Annotated in this window: 18 protein-coding genes; all 18 read left to right on the top strand. The window is 67.8% G+C overall.

Annotated elements, in window-relative coordinates; genetic code table 11:
• The first annotated feature begins 40 nt into the window (after positions 1 to 40).
• Positions 41 to 1,216 (top strand): iron-containing alcohol dehydrogenase, encoded by a 1,176-nt coding sequence (locus RDU83_13065; GenBank protein ID MDQ7841932.1) that lies wholly within the window; start codon positions 41 to 43, stop codon positions 1,214 to 1,216.
• Positions 1,217 to 1,227: 11 nt separating this feature from the next.
• Positions 1,228 to 2,157, top strand: coding sequence for a TIM barrel protein (locus RDU83_13070; protein MDQ7841933.1), 930 nt, complete (start codon positions 1,228 to 1,230; stop codon positions 2,155 to 2,157).
• Positions 2,158 to 2,449: 292 nt separating this feature from the next.
• On the top strand, positions 2,450 to 3,508 hold the full coding sequence (locus RDU83_13075; protein MDQ7841934.1) for a sugar ABC transporter substrate-binding protein: 1,059 nt from the start codon (positions 2,450 to 2,452) through the stop codon (positions 3,506 to 3,508).
• A gap of 125 nt (positions 3,509 to 3,633) precedes the next feature.
• Entirely contained in the window at positions 3,634 to 4,407 is a 774-nt protein-coding gene (locus RDU83_13080) for a glucose 1-dehydrogenase (protein MDQ7841935.1), read from the top strand.
• A 10-nt stretch (positions 4,408 to 4,417) separates the two neighbouring features.
• A complete protein-coding gene (locus RDU83_13085) occupies positions 4,418 to 5,929 on the top strand; it encodes a sugar ABC transporter ATP-binding protein (GenBank protein ID MDQ7841936.1) in 1,512 nt (503 codons plus the stop codon).
• Complete coding sequence (locus RDU83_13090) at positions 5,929 to 6,972, top strand: ABC transporter permease (GenBank protein MDQ7841937.1); 1,044 nt, start codon at positions 5,929 to 5,931, stop codon at positions 6,970 to 6,972. Before RDU83_13085 ends, RDU83_13090 begins: the two co-directional genes overlap by 1 nt.
• 2 nt (positions 6,973 to 6,974) lie before the next feature.
• Complete coding sequence (locus RDU83_13095; protein MDQ7841938.1) at positions 6,975 to 7,745, top strand: GntR family transcriptional regulator; 771 nt, start codon at positions 6,975 to 6,977, stop codon at positions 7,743 to 7,745.
• Positions 7,746 to 7,757: 12 nt separating this feature from the next.
• A complete protein-coding gene (locus tag RDU83_13100; GenBank protein ID MDQ7841939.1) occupies positions 7,758 to 8,627 on the top strand; it encodes a sugar phosphate isomerase/epimerase family protein in 870 nt (289 codons plus the stop codon).
• 19 nt (positions 8,628 to 8,646) lie between these two features.
• The gene (locus tag RDU83_13105; protein MDQ7841940.1) at positions 8,647 to 9,738 is read left to right on the top strand and encodes a Gfo/Idh/MocA family oxidoreductase; all 1,092 of its coding nucleotides are present in this window, start codon (positions 8,647 to 8,649) and stop codon (positions 9,736 to 9,738) included.
• A complete protein-coding gene (locus RDU83_13110) occupies positions 9,735 to 10,805 on the top strand; it encodes a zinc-dependent dehydrogenase (GenBank protein ID MDQ7841941.1) in 1,071 nt (356 codons plus the stop codon). The genes RDU83_13105 and RDU83_13110 overlap by 4 nt, the downstream gene beginning before the upstream one ends.
• Positions 10,802 to 12,256, top strand: a complete 1,455-nt coding sequence (locus RDU83_13115; GenBank protein MDQ7841942.1) for an NAD-dependent succinate-semialdehyde dehydrogenase — start codon at positions 10,802 to 10,804, stop codon at positions 12,254 to 12,256. The genes RDU83_13110 and RDU83_13115 overlap by 4 nt, the downstream gene beginning before the upstream one ends.
• Before the next feature lie 11 nt (positions 12,257 to 12,267).
• Positions 12,268 to 12,852 carry a glucose-6-phosphate isomerase gene (locus RDU83_13120; protein ID MDQ7841943.1) on the top strand — a complete coding sequence of 195 codons (585 nt, stop codon included), beginning with the start codon at positions 12,268 to 12,270 and terminating at the stop codon, positions 12,850 to 12,852.
• Complete coding sequence (locus tag RDU83_13125; protein MDQ7841944.1) at positions 12,852 to 14,393, top strand: FGGY family carbohydrate kinase; 1,542 nt, start codon at positions 12,852 to 12,854, stop codon at positions 14,391 to 14,393. The genes RDU83_13120 and RDU83_13125 overlap by 1 nt, the downstream gene beginning before the upstream one ends.
• The gene (locus RDU83_13130; GenBank protein MDQ7841945.1) at positions 14,390 to 15,373 is read left to right on the top strand and encodes a phosphoglycerate dehydrogenase; all 984 of its coding nucleotides are present in this window, start codon (positions 14,390 to 14,392) and stop codon (positions 15,371 to 15,373) included. The genes RDU83_13125 and RDU83_13130 overlap by 4 nt, the downstream gene beginning before the upstream one ends.
• 4 nt (positions 15,374 to 15,377) lie before the next feature.
• Positions 15,378 to 16,916, top strand: a complete 1,539-nt coding sequence (gene xylB, locus RDU83_13135; protein ID MDQ7841946.1) for a xylulokinase — start codon at positions 15,378 to 15,380, stop codon at positions 16,914 to 16,916.
• Positions 16,917 to 16,918: 2 nt separating this feature from the next.
• Positions 16,919 to 17,560 (top strand): bifunctional 4-hydroxy-2-oxoglutarate aldolase/2-dehydro-3-deoxy-phosphogluconate aldolase, encoded by a 642-nt coding sequence (locus RDU83_13140; protein MDQ7841947.1) that lies wholly within the window; start codon positions 16,919 to 16,921, stop codon positions 17,558 to 17,560.
• A 73-nt stretch (positions 17,561 to 17,633) separates the two neighbouring features.
• Entirely contained in the window at positions 17,634 to 18,575 is a 942-nt protein-coding gene (locus tag RDU83_13145; protein ID MDQ7841948.1) for a DUF1177 domain-containing protein, read from the top strand.
• A partial coding sequence (locus tag RDU83_13150) for a DUF917 family protein (protein ID MDQ7841949.1) occupies positions 18,572 to 19,021 on the top strand: 450 nt, incomplete at its 3' end. The genes RDU83_13145 and RDU83_13150, both read left to right, overlap by 4 nt.

A 19,021-nucleotide genomic window follows, 5' to 3' on the forward strand; every position in this document is an offset into this window, starting at 1 on the left:
GAGAGAAACGTGCGTGGACTGAGAGAGGGAGGCGACTCGGTTGGCTGGACTGGGAGTTCGCACCTGGAGACTGCCCGCGCACGCCTTTGGCCCCGGCGCGCTGTCGGCGCTAGAGGGGTACGTGGCGAGCACAGGGGCGCGGCGCCCGCTGCTGGTTTCCGACAGGGCGGTGGCTCGGCTCGGGCTGGCAGAGAGCGTGGTGGCTGCCGCAGGGCTGCCGCAGGGATCGGTAGGCGTGTTCGACGATGTGGATCCTGAACTACCTCTGTCCTGCGTGAGGGCGGCGCTTGAGGCAACGCGGGCCGGCGGGCACGATCTCATCATAGGCCTGGGAGGCGGCAGCACGCTGGACGCAGCCAAGGTCTGCGCGGCGCTGTCCGGTCGGCCGGGTGACGTGCGGGACTACATAGGCGTCGGGAAGGTTCCCGGGCCGGGCCTGCCGAGCATTCTGATCCCCACCACAGCCGGGAGCGGCTCCGAGGCCACCCCCAACGCTCTCATCATGGACTACGAGCGGGGGGAGAAGGTGGCGATGGTCAGCCCGCACCTGATTCCCACTTACGCGATCCTGGATCCGGGCCTGACGAAGACCCTGCCTCCCGCGGTCACAGCCCAGAGTGGCATGGATGTGCTGGCGCACGCCATCGAGTCCTACACATCCCGCAGGGCAGACATGTACACCGAGATGTACAGCCGGCACGCCGCGCTGCTGGCAGGCCGGAACCTGCGCGACGCGGTGCATCGGGGCGGCGACCTGGACGCCCGGGCAGGCATGCTGCTGGGCAGCTTTCTGGCAGGGGCCGCGATCGGCCAGGCAGGCACCTCGGCCACGCACGCCCTGGCCTACCCGTTGGGCGCACGCTACCACGTCCCCCACGGTCTGGCCATTGCACTTCTGCTGCCCAGCGTGATGGCTGCGAACCGGACGGCTGTCGAGGCGAAGTACGCAGAGATCGCGCTCCTGCTGGAGGATGGTTCGCCCGAGGGTGGTCTGCGCGAAGGCCATCAGCGCCTGGACGGCCGCGCCGCGGCGCCGGCGGTGCGCCGCCTGTGCGACGAGATCGGGATCCCGATGGGCCTGGCCCGGCATGGCGTGGATCCGGCCGCCATCCCCGAGATGGCTGCGGAGGCGCACGCGATTCGCCGCCTCATGGACAACAACCCGCGGGAGTTGAGCGTGGAGCAGGTGGCCGCGATCTTCGCAGACGCGATGTGAGGGACGGAACGGTGTCGCGGTTTGCGCTCTCAACGGCGTGGCACATCGCCAGGATCACGGACGCCCGCGAGCTCCTCGCTTTGCCGGCACGGCTGGGTTTCGGCGGGGTGGAGCTCAGCTCGGTGGGCTTGGATCTGGCGGCGGAGGTGCGGGAGGTTGCTGGCGACGGCTACCCGCCCATAGTCAGCCTGCACGCTCCGTGTCCGGTGCCCTACCCAGGGGCCGCGCGCCTTGACGACCTGGCCGCGCTCGACGAACGTCGCCGACGGGCCGCGGTGGATTTCACCAAGGCGACCGTGGACATGGCCGCGGCAGTGCGCGCGCGTGCAATCGTGCTGCACCTGGGCGCCGTGGAGGGCACGCTTCCGCAGCCGGCCATCGTCCAGGCAATGGAAGACGGGATGAAAGTTGGGATGAAAGTCGGGATGGAGGCCGGGGATCGGGACGAGTGGAAGGCACTGCTGGCAAAGGGACTTGCTGCGCGGAAGGCTGTGGCTGATCGCCACCTGGACCGTTGCATGGCAAGCCTGGAGGCACTGACCGCCCACGCCGCGGGATCAGGCGTACGTCTGGGTGCGGAGACCCGTTACGAGTACAACGATCTCCCGAGCTTCGAGGAGTTCGCGGTGATACTTCGGGAGTTCGGGGACCGCGGCGTCGGGTACTGGCACGACGTGGGCCATGGCCACGCCCAGCAGGTGCTCGGCCTGGCGACTCCCGCGCAGTACCTGGAACGCTACGGAGAGCACCTTTTGGGATTTCATCTGCACGACGCCCGTTCAACTCGAGACCACCTGCCGCCCGGCGAGGGTGATGTGGACTTTGAGGCGCTGCGCCCCTACGCCCGCCCGGAGCACCTGCGCGTGTTCGAGGTGTTCAACGTTCAACCCGAGGAGCGGTTGGATCGTTCGCTTCGGTACCTTGAAGAGCTGAACCTCTAGCGCCATTGACACGTCCCCGCACACCGGCCATATAATGAGCAGGACGGATGGACGACGAGACATCCGTACATTTACCCGCCACGAAGCGTCGCTTCATGAAGCGTCGCTCGAGGAGGCATTTTCATCGGGCCGGAGGTGAGAGCGTCGAGCAGCGCACGGTCGTGTACGGGAACTCCTGAACGTCGAGAAGCTCCTGAACAGGGAGGGGAGGAGATAGATGAAGTGTCGCGGTCTGAAGTGGCGCGTCGTCACCATGAGCGTCGCAGCCGTGCTGGCGCTCAGCCTGTCCTCAATGGCAGGACCCCCGCTTCCCAAGGTCGTGATCGGGTGGACGCCTCCTGACATAACCGGTGTCTTCAAGACCGCCACCGATTTCTTCGAGAAGGGCGCAGCCGACGCGAAGAAGGCCGGCATCGAGGTCCAGGTGATCAGCCGCTCCCCGGCCACGCACGTGGCCTTCGCGGACCAGGTGGCCATCATCGAGGACTACATCCAGCGCAAGGTCAGCGTGATCGCCATCTCGCCCATCGAGGTCGAGGTAGTTATTCCCGCCATCAAGAAGGCGAACGCGGCCGGTATCCCGGTCATCATCGTCAACCTGCTGGAGCCCATCAAGGGCGTGGACGTCGCCTCCTATATCGGGTTTGACAACACTGTGGCAGGCATGATCTCCGCCTACTCGCTTCTCGACTACTACGGAGGTCCTGGAGTGCTGGGCACCGGCAGGAAGGTGGACGTGAAGCCGGGCACCTACCTGGACCTCAAGTGGTGGCAGGATCTCTACAAGACCGTGGATCCCAAGACCGCGGCCATCAAGGCGCGCGTTGCGATCATCGAGGGCGTGGCCGGCGGGTTCTTCTCGACGGCGCGCCTGAACGGGTTCAACAAGGTAGTGGGCCCGTTCCCCGGCGTCAAGGTGGTCGGGACGCTGCCGGCCGACTGGAACCGCGAGAAGGGGCGCAAGGCCGCCGAGGACTTCCTGACCCGGAATCCCAAGGGCAGTCTCGAGGCCATTTGGGCTGCTTCCAACGAGATGGGGTTGGGAGCAATGCTCTCGGCTGAGGCAGCCAAGCGCACCGAGATCAAGGTCTTCACCAACGACGTGACCCCGGAATCCACCGAGCGGATTGCCGAGGGGAGATTGATGGCTGAGACCTGGCACGGCTTCCCTGAGTGGGGCTGGTACGGCACGAAGTTTGCCGTGATGCTGGCCCTGGGGCAGAAGGCCGATGTGCCCCAGCTCTTTGACGTGCGTCCCCGCACCGTGTGGAAGGGCAACGCGCGGGAATACTACCCCAACCCCAAGCTGGAGCCCGTCAACTGGGCCGCCATAAAGGCCAAGTTCAAGTAACATGATGGTGGGCCGGGGCCTGTGCAGGCCCCGGCCCGCAAGCAAGGGGCAAACGGCGAGAGGCAAACGGCGAGAGGCACACGGCAAGGGCGCCCCGGCAGTCTGGCACACGGAGGGAAAGGGGCATGAGGGATAGGGGCATGGGAGTCCGCGGTAAGGTGGCGGTGATCACCGGAGGCGGCGCAGGCATCGGCCGCGCCGCGGCCCTCCTGTTTGCGCGCGAGGGTGCGAGGGTAGTCGTGGCAGATGTGGACAGGGAAGCCGGTGCCGCCACGGTTGCGCAGATAGCCGCCGAGGGCGGGGAGGCCACGTTCGTGGCCGCGGATGTGTCCAGGCCGAATGAGGTCGGCCTCATGGTAGAAGCGACCCTGACCGCCTTCGGGCGCCTGGACATCCTGGTGAACAACGCGGCGATCTACCGCCAGGGCGACGCTGAAACCACGACTGAGGACGACTGGCAGCGCATGCTGGAGGTGAACCTGACCGGCCCGTTCCTGTGTGCCAGGTACTGCATCCCCGTGATGCGGCATGGGGGCGGCGGCGTGATCGTCAACGTGGCTTCTGAGGCCGGTCTCGTGGGAATCAAGGGACAGGTGGCCTACAACGTCACCAAGGCAGGGTTGATCGGCCTTACCAGGAGCCTGGCCGTGGACGGTGCGCCGGCGATCCGCGCCAACTGCATCTGCCCGGGCACCTCGGACACTCCCCTGGTTGCGGCGGCGGTGGCGCGCCAGCCCGATCCGGAGGCGGCCCGGCGCGCGCTTGAATCGGTCCGGCCCATGGACCGCCTGGGGCGCCCCGAGGAGATCGCGTTCGGAATCCTGTGCCTGGCGTCCGACGAGCTCGCCTACGCGACCGGGGCCGTGCTGTCGGTAGACGGCGGGTACACCGCGCAGTAGGGGTTCTGAGGTGTCTGGCGGCGAGATCCTCCGACTTGAAGGCATTGACAAGCGCTTCCCGGGTGTCCACGCCCTGGACCAGGTGGACCTCGACCTTGTAGAGGGCGAGATCCACATGCTGCTGGGCGAGAACGGCGCCGGTAAGTCCACGCTCCTCAAGATCCTGAGCGGTTCGATACAGAAGGACGCTGGCCGCATTCTGCTGCGCGGCCGGCCGGTTGAGATCGCGGATGCCAAGCACGCCCGGGCGCTCGGGATAGGGATGGTCTACCAGGAACTCAGCCTCGTGCCCGGTCTGACCGTGGCGGAGAACATCTTCCTGGGACGGTGGCCGGCCCGCGCAGGAGGGTTGGTCAACTGGCATGAGATGGTGGCCCGGGCCGAGGCCGTGCTGGGCAGCCTGGGAGTACCGATAGACCCGCGCATCCCGGTGCGCAATCTATCCGTCGCGGAGCAGCAACTGACGGAGATTGCGAGGGTCCTGGCCTTGGATGTGCAGATTCTGCTGCTCGACGAACCGACCTCGGCCCTATCCGACCGGGACCGCGATCGGCTGTTCGGCCTCCTCCGGGGCCTGCGGGGTAAGGGCGTTTCTGTTCTGTACACGTCGCACAGACTCGGCGAGATCCGGGAGATCGGGGACCGTGCCACGGTGCTGCGTGACGGCCGGAAGGTCGGCACCGTGGCGGTTGCGGACGCCGGCGAGGACGCCGTGGTGCGCATGATGGTCGGGCGTGACATCCGCGAGCGATTTCCCAAGACGTCTGTGCCCATCGGCGCCCCGGTGCTGACCGTCCGCGACCTCTGCGCAGGTGGCCTGCTCCATGGGATCAACTTCACGGTGCACTCTGGCGAGATCCTGGGCATCTTCGGCCTGCGGGGCGCGGGACGCACTACGCTGGCGCGCTCCCTCTTCGGTCTGGAGCGGGCCGCGCGGGCCGAGATCCTGGTCAACGGCGCGAGGATCGAGGTCAACTCGCCCGAAGACGCGATCAGGCACGGCATCGGTTACTCCACCGAGGACCGGCGGCAGGGGCTGGTGCCGGGTATGGGCCTGCCGCCCAACATCACCCTCGCCAGTCTCGATGGCGTAACGCGCGCCGGCATCATTGACCACCGTGAGGAGCAGCGGATCGGTGCCAGGTTGGTCGAGGAGCTCAGGATACAGCCGCCGATCCTGTCCAGACCGGTCAGGTTCTTGAGCGGCGGCAACCAGCAGAAAGTAGTGCTCGCCAAGTGGCTGGCGAGCAAATCGCGCGTGCTCATCTTCGATGAGCCCACGCGAGGGATTGACGTGGGCGCCAAGACCGAGGTGTTCCAGCTCATGGGGCGGCTGTGCGCGCTGGGGGTGGGGCTGCTGATGCTCTCCTCGGAGATCCCGGAGGTGCTGGCCATGGCAGACAGGATCCTGGTGATGCATCGCGGGCAGATCACGGCGGAGTACCGCAGGGGCGAGGCTACCCAGGAGGATCTCCTGCGCAGCGCAGTCGGACTGTCCTCATCAGGCCTGGAGGAAGCCTAATGGCGCAACAACGGAAAGCGCACGCCGGTTCGGAGGTGGCCGTGGCGAAGGAGGCGCCGAGTGGCTCGGAGGCCTGGTCGGTGAGGCTGCTGCTTAAGGGAGGGCCCATCATCGCACTCTTCCTGCTCGCCGGGTATCTCTCCGCCGTCTCACCCCACTTCCGGACCGCCGGTAACTTCATGAACGTCCTGGCCCAGACCTCGGTGACCGCCATCCTGGCCGTGGGTCAGACGCTTGTAATAATCTCGGGAGGCATTGACCTCTCGGTGGCAGCGATGATGGCGCTGGCCGGCTCTGTCTCGGCGGTGTCCCTGGCCTACTGGGGATGGAGCGTCTGGCTGGGCCTGCCTCTGGGGCTGGCCGTGGGCACGCTGGTGGGCCTGATCAACGGTCTGGTGATCACGAAGGGCAGGATCCCCGACTTCATCGCCACGCTGGGGATGATGACCACGGCGCGCGGTGTCTCCCTACTGCTGACCCAGGGGCTGCCTGTTCCCTCACACGTGACCGCAATCCAGTTGAAGGCTTATCTACCTCCCGAGCTCATTTGGCTCGGCAGCGGAGCAGTCCTGGGCGTGCCGGTGCCCGCGTTGGTTGCCGTGGCAACGGCCCTGCTGGGGTGGACCGTCCTGCACTACTCGCGGTTGGGGCGCTCGGCCCTTGCCGTGGGAGGAAACCGCGAGGCGGCCCGGGTCTCGGGCATCAACGTGGACCGCACGAAGATTGCCGTCTACGCGTTCTGTGGTTTCACTGCGGGAATCGGAGGTCTTGTGCTGACCGGTCGGCTGAACTCCGCCAACGCGCTGATGGGAGACGGTATGGAGCTGCAGTCCATCGGCGCAGTTGTGCTGGGTGGTACCAACCTCTTCGGCGGTGAAGGTACGGTGATCGGGACCGTGGTTGGAGCCCTGATCATGGGCGTTCTGGGCAACGGGCTCAATCTCCTAAACGTGTCGGCCTTTTGGCAGCGCGTGGTCATGGGCCTAGTTATCATCATCGTGGTTGTCTTCGATCAGTGGCGCAGAAGGCGGTTTGGAGCGTAGCGATGACTGACCGTCCGGAAGAAGCTGTCCGCGACCGCATCGAGGGAGTGTCCCTGGTGCGCCACGGCGGTGCCGCCCCGCTCTATTCCCAGATCAGGGAAGCCATTCGCACCAAGATCCAGTCCGGAGAACTGAGCCCGGGAGCGCCGATCCCAACCGAAGCCGAGCTTCAGCGCATCTTCAACGTCAGCCGTCAGACCGTGCGGCAGGCCGTGGAAGCGCTGGTCACGGAGGGCTACCTGGTCCGCAGCCGCGGGAAGGGGACCTTCGTTCTCCAGCGCCGCATCGAGGAGCCCCTGCCCAAGCTGGTGAGCTTCACGCAGGAGATGCGCAGCCGCGGGGCAGAGCCTTCCACGCGCAGCGCCGTGGCCTCGTGGGTGGAGCCAAGCCCTGCGGTTCGCGAGGCGCTCAGGGTTGAGGCCGGCGAGCAGGTCCTCAAGATCGAGCGCGTGCGCTGCGCCGATGGGGCCGTGATCGTTGTGCTCATGTCCTATCTGCCCAAGTGGGTGGGCCTGACCGGGCAGGAGGATTTCGCGGGATCCCTCTACGACCTGTTTCAGTACCGCCTGGGCCTGAAGCTCGCCAAGGCCTTCCAGTACATCGAGGCCGAACAGGCGACCCCTGCCCTGGCCAGGGCCCTGGAGGTGTCCCGGCGCAGCCCTGTACTGGTGCTGCGGCGCACGCTCTTTGCCGAGGACGGCCGGCCCATCGAGTACGTCGAGGGTTTCTACCGTGCCGACCGGTACCGCTACTCCATCTGGCTGGAGCCCTAGGGAGGTGAGGCCGTGAAGTACTCGATCAGCAACTGGATCTACGGGGGTGAGCCCCTGGAGCTCACCTTCCAGCGGCTGCGCAGGTTCGGCTACGACGGGGTGGAGCTGATGGGCGAGCCGGGCCAGTACGATCCGGCGGACGTCCGCGCCCTGTGCGGGACATACGGCCTGTCCGTGCTGTCCATCGCCGGCATGTACCCGTGGCCCACCGACAGCCGCGACCTGGCCAGTCCTGACCCGCTCGTGCGCGGCCGGGCAGTGCGATACCTGGAGGCGTGCGTGGAGTTCGCCTCGGCGGTGGGCGCGCCGCTGGTCATCGTCGTGCCCTCCGCGGTAGCAAAGACCGCGCCGACCATGGAGCTGCGTGACGAGGCCGTCTGGACGGAAGGCTACGACCAGGCGTGGCGGAACGCGGTCGCCGCTGTACGCGAGGCCGCGCGCGCGGCCGAGGCAAAGGGCGCCTTCCTTGCCATCGAGCCCATCAACCGGTACGAGACCTTCTTGATCAACACCTGCGAGCAGGCGCTGCGGTTCGCGGACGAGGTTGGGTCGGACGCGGTAGCCGTGCACCTGGATACGTTCCACATGAACATAGAGGAGGCGGACCCCGCGGCCGCGGTGCGGCTAGCAGGGAAGCGGCTGGTGAACGTGCACATCTCCGACAGCAACCGCCAGGCAGTGGGCCGCGGGCACACCGACTTCCGGGCGCTGATGCGGGCCCTGCGGGAGATCGGCTACACGCGGGCGCTGGCGCTGGAACCGCTGCCACCGCTGCCGGATCCCTACATCGCGATCCGGATGAGCCGCCTGCGCCACCTCTGGGACAGCTTCGCCGAGGAATCCATCCAGCGGCTGCGCGCCATCGAGGAGGACATCGCCTGAGGAGACATCGCCACAGGAGATGTCGCAGCGGGCAGTGCAGACAGGGGAGGACACATCGGTGGGATCGGTTGTGAACGTCTGCGTCGTTGGCCTTGGGCGGGCCGGCATGGTTCACGCGGTCAACTTCCAGCGGCACGTGCCCGGCGCCGTGCTGGCTGCGGTAGTCGAAGCCGACCGCGAGGTGCTGGAGGCCCGCGCAGCCGAGCTCGGGGTGGCCGGGCGGTTCACCGGGATCCGCGAGTCGCTCGATGGGGCGCCGGTCGACGCGGTGTGCATAACCACACCCACCTTCACGCACGCAGAGATCGCGGTGGCCTCTGCCCGCGCCGGCAAGCACGTTCTCTGCGAGAAGCCCATGGCCCTGAACCTGGTCGAGGCGGACCGGATGATCGAGGCCGCGGCAGATGCGGGCGTCCTGCTGCAGATGGCGTTCATGCGCCGGTTCGATCCTGCCTTCAGGGAGGCCAGACAACTCGTGGCGGAGGGTAGGATCGGTCGCCCCATGGTTATTCGATCACTCACCCGGGGGCCGGGCCTGCCGCCGCGCTGGGCCTGGGATGCTGCTCGCAGTAACGGCATGCTGGCCGAGGTGAACAGCCACGACTTCGACACCGTGCGGTGGATAGCAGGCACGGAGGTCACCCGGGTCTATGCCGAGACCTCCGCGACCAAGCGGCCCGATCTGCTTCAGGAGTTCCCCGGGTTCTACGACAGCGCGGTGGTGACGCTGCGCATGGCGGACGGCGTCCTGGCCACGATTGACGGCGCGTGCCCGGTGGACTACGGCTACGACGCCCGGCTGGAGGTCCTGGGCACCGAGGGCGTCCTACAGGTCGGCGAGTTGCGCGGCGGCGCCGTTCTGCTGTGCACGAGAGCGTCGGGCGTTCAGTCCAAGCCGTTTGCGAGCTGGCGCGATCGGTTCAGGGAGGCCTACATCGCCGAGGCCGCGCACTTCATACGCTGCATACATGGAGAGGAGCAGCTTCTCTCTACCGGGCTCGACGGCAGGAGGGCGCTGGAGGCGACGCTCGCGGCCAACCTCTCCAGCCGCCTGGGCGTGCCGGTCGTCCTACCACTCGAGGAAGCCGGCGCCCCGGGGGACCGGGCATGAAGGCGCTGGTGTACCACGCCCCAGAAGGGCTCCGGCTCGTCGAGGTCGAGACCCCGCGCCTGGGAGCCGGGGATGTTCTCCTGGAGGTGGCCGCTGCCAGCATCTGCGCCACGGATCTGCGCATCGTAGGCGGCGGGCACCTCAAGATCCGCGAGGGCACACGGCGCATCCCAGGACACGAGGTCGCGGGCCGGGTGGCCGCGGCAGGTCCGCAGGTGACCGGCATCTATCCCGGGATGCCGGTGGCGGTGATCCCCAACATCGGCTGCGGCGCCTGCGATCTGTGCATACGCGGGCAGACGCACCTCTGCCCCACCTACGAGGCGTTCGGCATAGATCTGGACGGTGGCTTTGCCGAGTTCATGGTGGTGCCCGAGCGGGCATTGCGCCAGGCCCTGCTGGTTCCGATTCCTGAAGGGATGAGCTTCGCCGAAGCAGCCCTGGTCGAGCCGCTCTCCTGTTGCTACAACGGGATCCAGGCCGGCCGGATCGCTCCCGGTGACACGGTGCTCGTAGTCGGAGGCGGGCCGATCGGGCTGATGCACGTGCTGCTGGCGCGCATCTCCGGCGCCCGCCGCGTGATCGTTAGCGAGATCCTGGATGAACGGCTGGCTCAGGCGGGTTCTTTTGGGGCGGATGTACTCATCAACCCCGGTACCGAGGACGCGCGGGAGGCGGTGCTCCGGGCGACCGGCGGAGGGGGGGCGGATGTGGTCATCGTGGCGGCGCCCTCTCTGCAGGCCATGGAGCAGGCCCCAGACCTGGCGGCCGCAGAGGGCAGGGTGGTGTACTTCGCCGGGCTGCCGCGCGGTCAGGACACCATCACCTTCTCACCCAACCGGATCCACTATCGCCAGATCACGGTTACCGGGACCACCGGCGCCAGCCGCTGGCAGTTCAAGCGGGCTCTGGACCTGGCGGCTGCGCGGCACGTTGACCTGTCACGCCTGATCGGCGCGGTTCTGCCACTGGAAGACGGGCTGGCGGCCTTCGACCGCGCCCGCTCCCGCCGAGAACTGAAGGTCGTAATCTCCCCTGGTATAAGCGAAAGGCGGATGACCGGATGAACGAAGTTCAGGCATTTCGCATGCTGGTGGACGGCGCGTTGGTAGAGGCCGAAGACGGCCAGACCTTCCCCGTGACCAACCCGGCCACAGGAGAGGCGGTCGGCCACGCGCCCAAGGCCACCGCGCGGGACGTCGAGCGCGCAGTGGAGGCCGCGGCGCGGGCCTTTCCGACATGGGCCGCGACCCCGGCTCCCAGGCGCGGCCGGCTTCTGAGAAAGGCCTCCGACCTCCTCCGCGAGCGGCGCGAGCCCATCGCGCGGCTGCTGACCGAGGAGCAGGGCAAACCCCTCAAGGAAGCCCTGGGGGAGGTAGACGGCGCCGCAGAGGCCTTCGAGTACTTCTCCGAGGAGGGCCGTCGCCTGCTGGGTGAGACGATAGCCACCGACTCGAACTCGCGCCGCAGCATTGTCATAAGGCAACCGGTGGGCCCGGTGGCGGCGATCGCGCCCTGGAACTACCCCCTGCTGCTCGTCTCGTGGAAGCTGGCGCCGGCGCTCCTCGCCGGATGCCCGGTGGTGGCCAAGCCTGCCAGCGACACGCCGCTCTCCACGCTGCGGCTGTTTGAGTGCCTCCATGAGGCCGGACTGCCACCGGGCGTGGCCGGCGTGGTGAGCGGACCTGCTTCGGTCGTGGGCCGCGCCCTGGTCGCCCATCCTCTGATCAGGAAGATTGCGCTGACCGGGCAGACCGAAACCGGCAAAGAGATCATGCGGGTCGCCTCCGACCGCGTGGCCCGGCTCTCACTGGAACTGGGCGGCCACTGCCCGTTGATAGTGTGTCCGGACGCCGATCTGGATGCGGCCGCGCACGGCGGGGCCTACCGCTCATTCCGCAACATGGGGCAGATCTGCAACGCCATCAACCGGATCTACGTGCACCAGGCAGTCTACGACGAGTACGTGGACCGGTTTGTGGCAAAGACAGCGGCCTTGCGCATCGGCAACGGCCTCGACCCTGATGTGGACCTCGGACCGATGACCAACGCGGCCGGCGTGGCCACCGCGCGCGATCACATCGAGGACGCCGTTTCCAAGGGCGCCCGCGTGCTCTACGGCGGGGGTCCCCCACAGGGTGAGGCCTACAGCCGCGGCAACTTCTTCCTTCCGACCGTGCTCGTGAACGTGAACCACGACATGAAGGTGATGCGCGAGGAGACCTTCGGCCCCGTGGCGCCCATCATGGCCGTGGGTAGCGTGGACGAGGCCGTGCGCTACGCCAACGATACACCCTACGGGCTTGTCGCCTATCTCTACACGCGCGACCTGGCCACCGCGATCACGGTGGCCGAGCGCCTGGAGGCCGGAACCGTGGGCGTGAACAACGTCGCCGGCGGCGAGATATCCTATCCCTACGGCGGCTGGAAGCAGAGCGGGTTCGGCATCGAGAACTCCCGTCACGCCCTTGCCGAGTACCTGGCGGTCAAGCACATCCGCATAGACCTAGGCGGATAGGGAGGCCAACCATGGACCTGCTGGAGCCCTTCTCCTCAAAGGTGGACCTCGGCGAGGGCCTCCTGGGGACCGGAGTGCAGCGGCTCACGCGGCGGCTGAGCGACATGCAGGGGATGTTCCTCGACCGGCAGGCGTGGGCTGAGATGGTGGCGCGCCGGGACCAACCCGTCTACGAGGTGTTTGTGGCCCAGGCCCCAGAGAGCGAAGGGCACCTCTGCCACGGCGTGACGGTGCTGCACCCGGGGCGTGTCGGCGACGAGTACTTCATGACCAAGGGGCACTACCATCAGAAGTCCGGGACGGCGGAGGTGTACTACGGCCTGGCCGGGGCCGGCCTGATGCTGCTGCAGACCCGAGGGGGCGTCTGGCGGACCGTGGACATCGGGCCGGGGACCGTCGTCTACGTCCCCCCTCACTGGGGCCACCGCTCGATCAACACCGGCGAGGTGCCGCTGATCCTGCTCTTTGCCTATCCGGGCGACGCCGGGCACGACTACGGCACGATCGAGTCTACCGGGTTTGCGCGGTTGGTGGTGGCGCGCGAAGGCCGCCCCACCGTCGTGGAGAACCCCCGCTACGCGGCGGAGGTTCCGTGATGAGTAGGGCGTGCCTCATCGGCGTTGACCTTGGGACGACCGCGACCAAGGCGGCCATCTTCGCCCAAGACGGCACGCTCCTGGCCGACGCCGTCGAGGAGTCCCGCCTGATCCAACCGCGTCCCGGGTGGGTGGAGCAGGATCCGGAGGACCTCTTCGGCGCCGCGGTGCGCACGATCCGCGCCTGCCTCGAGCGCAGCGGCGTCGCCCCAGGGGAGGTCGCCGGGCTGTCCTTCGACGGTCAGATGGCCGGGATAGGAACGGTAGACACGCACTGGGGCACGCCTACTCCCTACGACTCCTGGCTGGACACCCGGTGCGGGCCTTACATTGACGCGATGCGGCCCCATGAGGAGCAGATCGTCCGCCTAACCGGCGGGCCGCCCACCTACTCCCACGGGCCCAAGATTCTGCATCTGGCGCGCGAACATCCGGATGCCTTTGCCCGGGTCGCGAAGTTCGTGGTTCCGGGAGGCTACGTTGCCGGGCGCATGGCCGGTCTGGCCGGCGCCGACGCATTCATGGACTACACATATCTCCACTTCACCTGTCTCGCCGACACTCAGGAGGCCAGGTGGTCGGACGAACTGTGCGGCCTCTTCGGGGTTTCCCCGTCGAAGCTGCCGAGGATCGTCCGCCCCTGGGAGGTCATCGGCCACGTGACGCCTGAGGCGGCGGCGGCCACAGGGCTCCTGGCAGGTACGCCCATCGCGGCGGGATGCGGGGACCAAGCCGCTGGGATGCTGGGCGCCGCCATGGTGGAGCCGGGCCTGGTGTTCGACGTCGCCGGCACCGCGTCCGTGCTGGCGATCTGCACCGACCGGTTCGCCCCTGACGTGGCGCACCGGACCCTGTTCGCTGCGCGCCTGGTGCCGGAGGGGTTGTGGTACTCGCTGGCCTACATCAACGGAGGTGGACTGAACCTGCGCTGGTTCAGGGACACCTTCGCAAAAGGGGAGGTAGGGTACCGGGCTCTGGACGAAGCGGCGCGCGCGATCCCGCCCGGCGCAGACGGGCTGTTGTTCCTCCCCCACCTGGGCGGTCGCGTCTGCCCCAGCGACCCCGCTCTGCGGGGGGTCTGGATCGGATTCACCTGGGCCCATTCCAAAGCCCACTTCTACCGGTCGCTCCTCGAGGGCGTCGCCTACGAGTACGCGCTGTACCTGGACATCGAGCGGGCCCTGCTGCCCGGGATGAACCTCACCGAAGCCCGTGTCATCGGCGGCGGATCCTCCAGCGACCTCTGGAACCAGATCAAGGCGGACGTGCTGGGGCTTCCCTACGTGCGGCTGAACCGCACCGAGTTCGCGGTCCTGGGATCCGCCATCGTGGCAGGCGCCGCCGTTGGAGTCTACGACGATCTCAAGGCGACGGCCCGGCAGATGGTGGGGCAGGCGGGCCGCATCGAACCGCGCGCAGGGGAGCACGCCCGCTACAGACCGTTTGTGGACCTTTATCGATCCCTCTTCGATCTCACGCGGTCGGCGTCGCGCGCGCTTGCCGCGCTCCAGCAGGGAGTACCCCCAGGGGGCGCGCGGTGAGCCGCACAGTTCTGGTGACGGCGCGGGCGTTTCGGGACGCGCCCGGAGAGCACTGGGGCGTTCTGGAGCGGGCCGAGTTTAAGGTCAAGATCTCCCCTTCCCAGGTGCGGCTGGAGGAGATCGCCCTGGCCGAGATGATCGCGGAATGCGATGGTGCGATCATCGGCACGGAGCCGATTACGGCCAGGGTGATAGCCGGCGCGCCCCGGTTGCGGGTTCTGTCGCGGTTTGGAGTGGGTGTTGACAGCGTTGACTTGGAGGCCGCTACTGCCGCGGGCGTCGTGGTGACCACAACCGTCGGGGCCAACGCAACGGCGGTTGCCGAGCTGGTGATCGGCTTCGTGTTCTCGCTGGCTCGGGGCATTCCCCGGTACGACGCGCGGACGAAGCGCGGGGATTGGCGGCGGGAGGTGGGGGTTGAGATCGCCGGCAAGACCCTGGGCATCGTGGGCCTGGGGCGTATCGGCACGGAGGTTGCCCTCCGCGCACGGGCGCTGGGGATGCGGGTGATCTACTCCGATCCCGTGCGGCCTGCCCGCGAGGAGGAGGCGGCGCTGGGGGCCACCCATCTGGCGCTTCCCGATCTGCTGCGGGAATCAGATTTCGTCTCGCTCCACGCCCCGCTCGCGCCGGAAACCGTTCGGATGATCGGAGCCCGCGAGCTTGCGCTGATGCGGCAGTCCGCCTACCTGATCAACACCGCGCGCGGGCAACTAGTAGATGAGGCGGCTCTCTGTGAGGCGCTGCGCAAGGGTCAAGTGGCCGGTGCCGGGCTGGACGTCCGGGAGGTGGAGCCTTCCCAGGCCGACGATCTCCTGTGTCTGGACTCGGTGATCCTCACACCGCACACGGGCTCCCAGACGCGGGAGGCGATCTGCCGGATGAGCGTGATGGCGGCAGAGAACGTCGTTCGCGTCCTGGGGGGCGAGCGGCCCGAGGGCGTGGTCAACCCTGACGTCTACGGCGCCGGTGGGCGTTGACCGCATGCCACTCATTCTTGCCCACGACCTGGGGACCACGGGCAACAAGGCCACGCTGTTCCGGGACGACGGGAAGCTGGTGGCGAGCGCTTTCGCCGGATACGAGACACGCTACCCCGCGATCAACTGGGCGGAGCAGGACCCCTCGGACTGGTGGAAGGCGTTCTGCAGGTCGTCCCGCCAGTTGCTGGCGCAGGCGGGTGTCGAAGCGCGGGAGATCGGTGTGGTCAGCTTCAGCGGCCAGATGATGGGCTGCCTGCCCGTGGACGTCGGCGGGCGGCCTCTGCGGCCCTCGATCATCTGGGCGGACCAACGCGCGGAGGGGGAGGCCCAACTGCTCCGCGAGCGGGTCGGCGAGGAGACGGTCTACGGTCTGACCGGTCACCGCATCAGCCCCGCGTACTCCCTGGAGAAGATCCTCTGGGTGAGAGACCACGAGCCCGAGATCTTCAGGCAGACCCACAAGGTGCTCCACGCGAAGGACTACCTGATCTACCGCCTCACGGGCGAATTCGTGACCGACTACTCGGATGCGTCGGGTATGAACGCCTTCGACCTGCAGGCCAGGACGTGGGCGCCCCAGATCCTCGACGCGGTGGGAGTACCCGCGGAGATCCTCCCGACTCTACGCTCCTCGATTGACGTGGTGGGAGAGGTGCGGCCAGAAGCCGCGGGAGAGGCAGGGTTGGCCCCGGGCACGCCCGTGGTGATGGGCGGCGGAGACGGTCCGTGCGCCGCGGTGGGCGCGGGTGTGGTGCGCCAGGGCACAGCCTACAACTACGTCGGCTCGTCCTCGTGGATCGCGCTGGCAACTGCTGCTCCCATCCAGGACCCCGAACGGCGGACATTCAACTTCCACCACCTGGATCCAAGAATGATCATGCCCACCGGTACCATGCAGACCGCGGGCGGCTCTTACCAGTGGTTCAGGAACCAGCTCGGCGGGCTTGAGGCCCAGGAGGCGCGCGAGCGCGGGGTTGATTCGTACGAAATCCTCGACCGCGAGGCGGAGGCGATCCCTCCGGGCGCGGGGAACTTGATCTATCTACCCTACCTGATGGGCGAGCGTGCTCCCCACTGGAACCCCCGCGCAAGGGGCGCTTTCATCGGCCTGACCATGACCCACACACGGGCGCACATGACCCGGGCGGTCCTGGAAGGGGTGGCCTTCAACCTGCGCATCATCCTGGACGCCTTCCGGCGGCAGGGCGCCGGGATAGAGCAGATGCGACTGATTGGCGGTGGCGCACGGGGAAGACTGTGGCGGCAGATCATCGCCGACGTCTACGGCCTGCCCGTGCTGCGCCCGCGCTATCTGGAAGAGGCCACCTCGCTGGGAGCGGCTGTGGCAGGCGGGATTGGGGTTGGGCTGATCAAAGACTTCAGCGTCGCCGAGCAACTGGTCGAGATCGTCGAGGTACAGTCCCCTGATCCGGCCGCCGGCAGGCGCTACGCGGAGCTCTACCCGGTCTTCTGCGACGCCTACACGGCGCTGGTTCCTATCTTCGAGCGCTTGGCGCGCGCGACCCACCTGGAGGTGTGATCATGAGTACGCCGCTACAGCGGATCGAGGAGGTGGGCGTGGTTCCGATCATCCGCGCGCCGTCTCCCGACCATGCGCTGCGGATCGCCGAGGCGCTCATCGAGGCCGAGATGCCCATACTGGAGGTGACGTTTACGGTTCCCGGCGCCGCTGAGGTGATCCGGCGTCTGCGGATCGGCTACCCGGACCTCCTGGTCGGTGCTGGAACCGTTCTGGATGGCCCAACCGCCCGCGCGGCGATCTCCGAGGGCGCGCAGTTCCTGGTGAGCGTTACCGCTCCGCCCAATGTGATGGCGCTTGGGCCCCAGCACGGTATCCCGGTCATCCCCGGCGCCTACACTCCCACCGAGATCCTGGCTGCTCTGGCCATGGGCGCGCAGGTGGTGAAGCTGTTCCCGGCCGAACTCGGGGGCCCCGGGTACCTGCGCGCGCTGCGCGGCCCGCTGCCCTCGCTCCGGGCGTTTCCCACCGGCGGGGTGAGCGCGGATAACGTCGGCGAGTGGCTTGCGGCAGGTGCGGTGGCGGTGGGGGTGGGTTCGGTTCTCATCCGCGACGCCGCAGCCACCGGAGACTACGAAGGACTACGGCGTCGTGCCCGGGAGTTGATGGAGGCGGTCAGGGCGGCCCGGGGCACCGGGCGCTAAGCAGGGCAGGGAGCCGCCGCCGGTCGCGCGAAGTCCGGTGTGACCCGAGACAGGTGCACGAGGAGGCAGGGCGATGGCGTGGAGTCAGACGATGGAAGCATACGATCTTCTGGATTCGGCGCATGCCAGCGGCGAGCGCGTGGCCGAGGCGATCCGCAAACGCGGTGCGGAGTGTCAGGTGGTCAAAGTAGCCGGTGAGAAGGGCTCTACTGATTTTGTCCGCATCGTCTTCCCGGGAACTAGGGGACGCAGCGCCGGTGGGGACGCCAGGACGCTGGGCATCATCGGCAGGCTCGGCGGCATCGGCGCCCGCCCCGATCGGATCGGCCTCGTCTCGGACGCCGACGGCGCCATCACCGCGGTTGCCTGCGCGCTGAAGCTGGCAGAGATGCGCCGCGAGGGAGACCCGTTGCCCGGGGACGTCATTGTTGCTACCCATATCTGCCCACGCGCGGTGATAATGCAGATCGCGCCGGTGGCAATGATGAACTCGCCTGTGGACATCGCCACAATGAACGCGCACGAGGTGGATCCGGCGATGGAGGCGATCCTGTCCGTTGACACGACGCGGGGCAACCGGGTCATCAACCACAAGGGCATCGCCATCACGCTGCCGGTCAAGGAGGGGTACATCCTGCGGGCCGGCGAGAGCCTGCTCGATATCTACCAGTGGGTGACAGGCCTGGCGCCGGTGATCGTGCCCCTGGCCACCCAGGACATCACGCCCTACGGCACCGGGCTCCGGCACATTAACAGCATCGTTCAGCCCTCGACCGCGACGGCCGCGCCGGTCGTGGGAGTGGCCCTTACCGCAGAGGTGGCCGTTCCCGGCGCGGCCTCGGGCGCGAGCCAGTCCACCGACATCGAGACCGCGGTGCGGTTCTGCCTGGAGGTCGCCAAGGCCTACGGCGAAGGCGGCTGCGAATTCTACGACCGCAAGGAGTTCAACGAGCTGGTCGCACGATATGGTCCAATGCGTCATCTTCAGACGCTGGGTCAGGAGCCCCGGGCTTGAGCCGTCTGGCGCTGACCGCCGCGCACGTCGAGGCCGCGGTCCTGGGCGGCGCGGTCCTGGGTGGCGGCGGAGGTGGATGGATCGCTGAAGGCCTCGCACGCGGCCGCCTGGCAGTGGCCCTGGGCACGGTAGATCTTGTCTCGGTTGATGACCTCCCGCCCGATTCCATGATCGCCACCGCGGCGTTGGTCGGCGCGCCCTCGCCCAAGGAGCAGTTCGTGCGGCCCGTGGACTTCATCCGGGCCATGAGGCTGCTTGCGGAGCGCGCTGGGGTCAGTCTGGGCGGAATCATCGCCAACGAGAACGGCGGTGGGGCTACGGTCAACGGCTGGTTGCAGGCGGCCGCGTTGGGCCTTCCGGTCGTGGACGCGCCGTGCAACGGCCGCGCCCACCCCACCGGTCTTATGGGTGCGATGGGGCTCCAGCGGGTGGAGGGGTACACATCC

Source organism: bacterium, assembly GCA_031082185.1.
In the GTDB taxonomy this organism is placed as follows: domain Bacteria; phylum Sysuimicrobiota; class Sysuimicrobiia; order Sysuimicrobiales; family Humicultoraceae; genus VGFA01.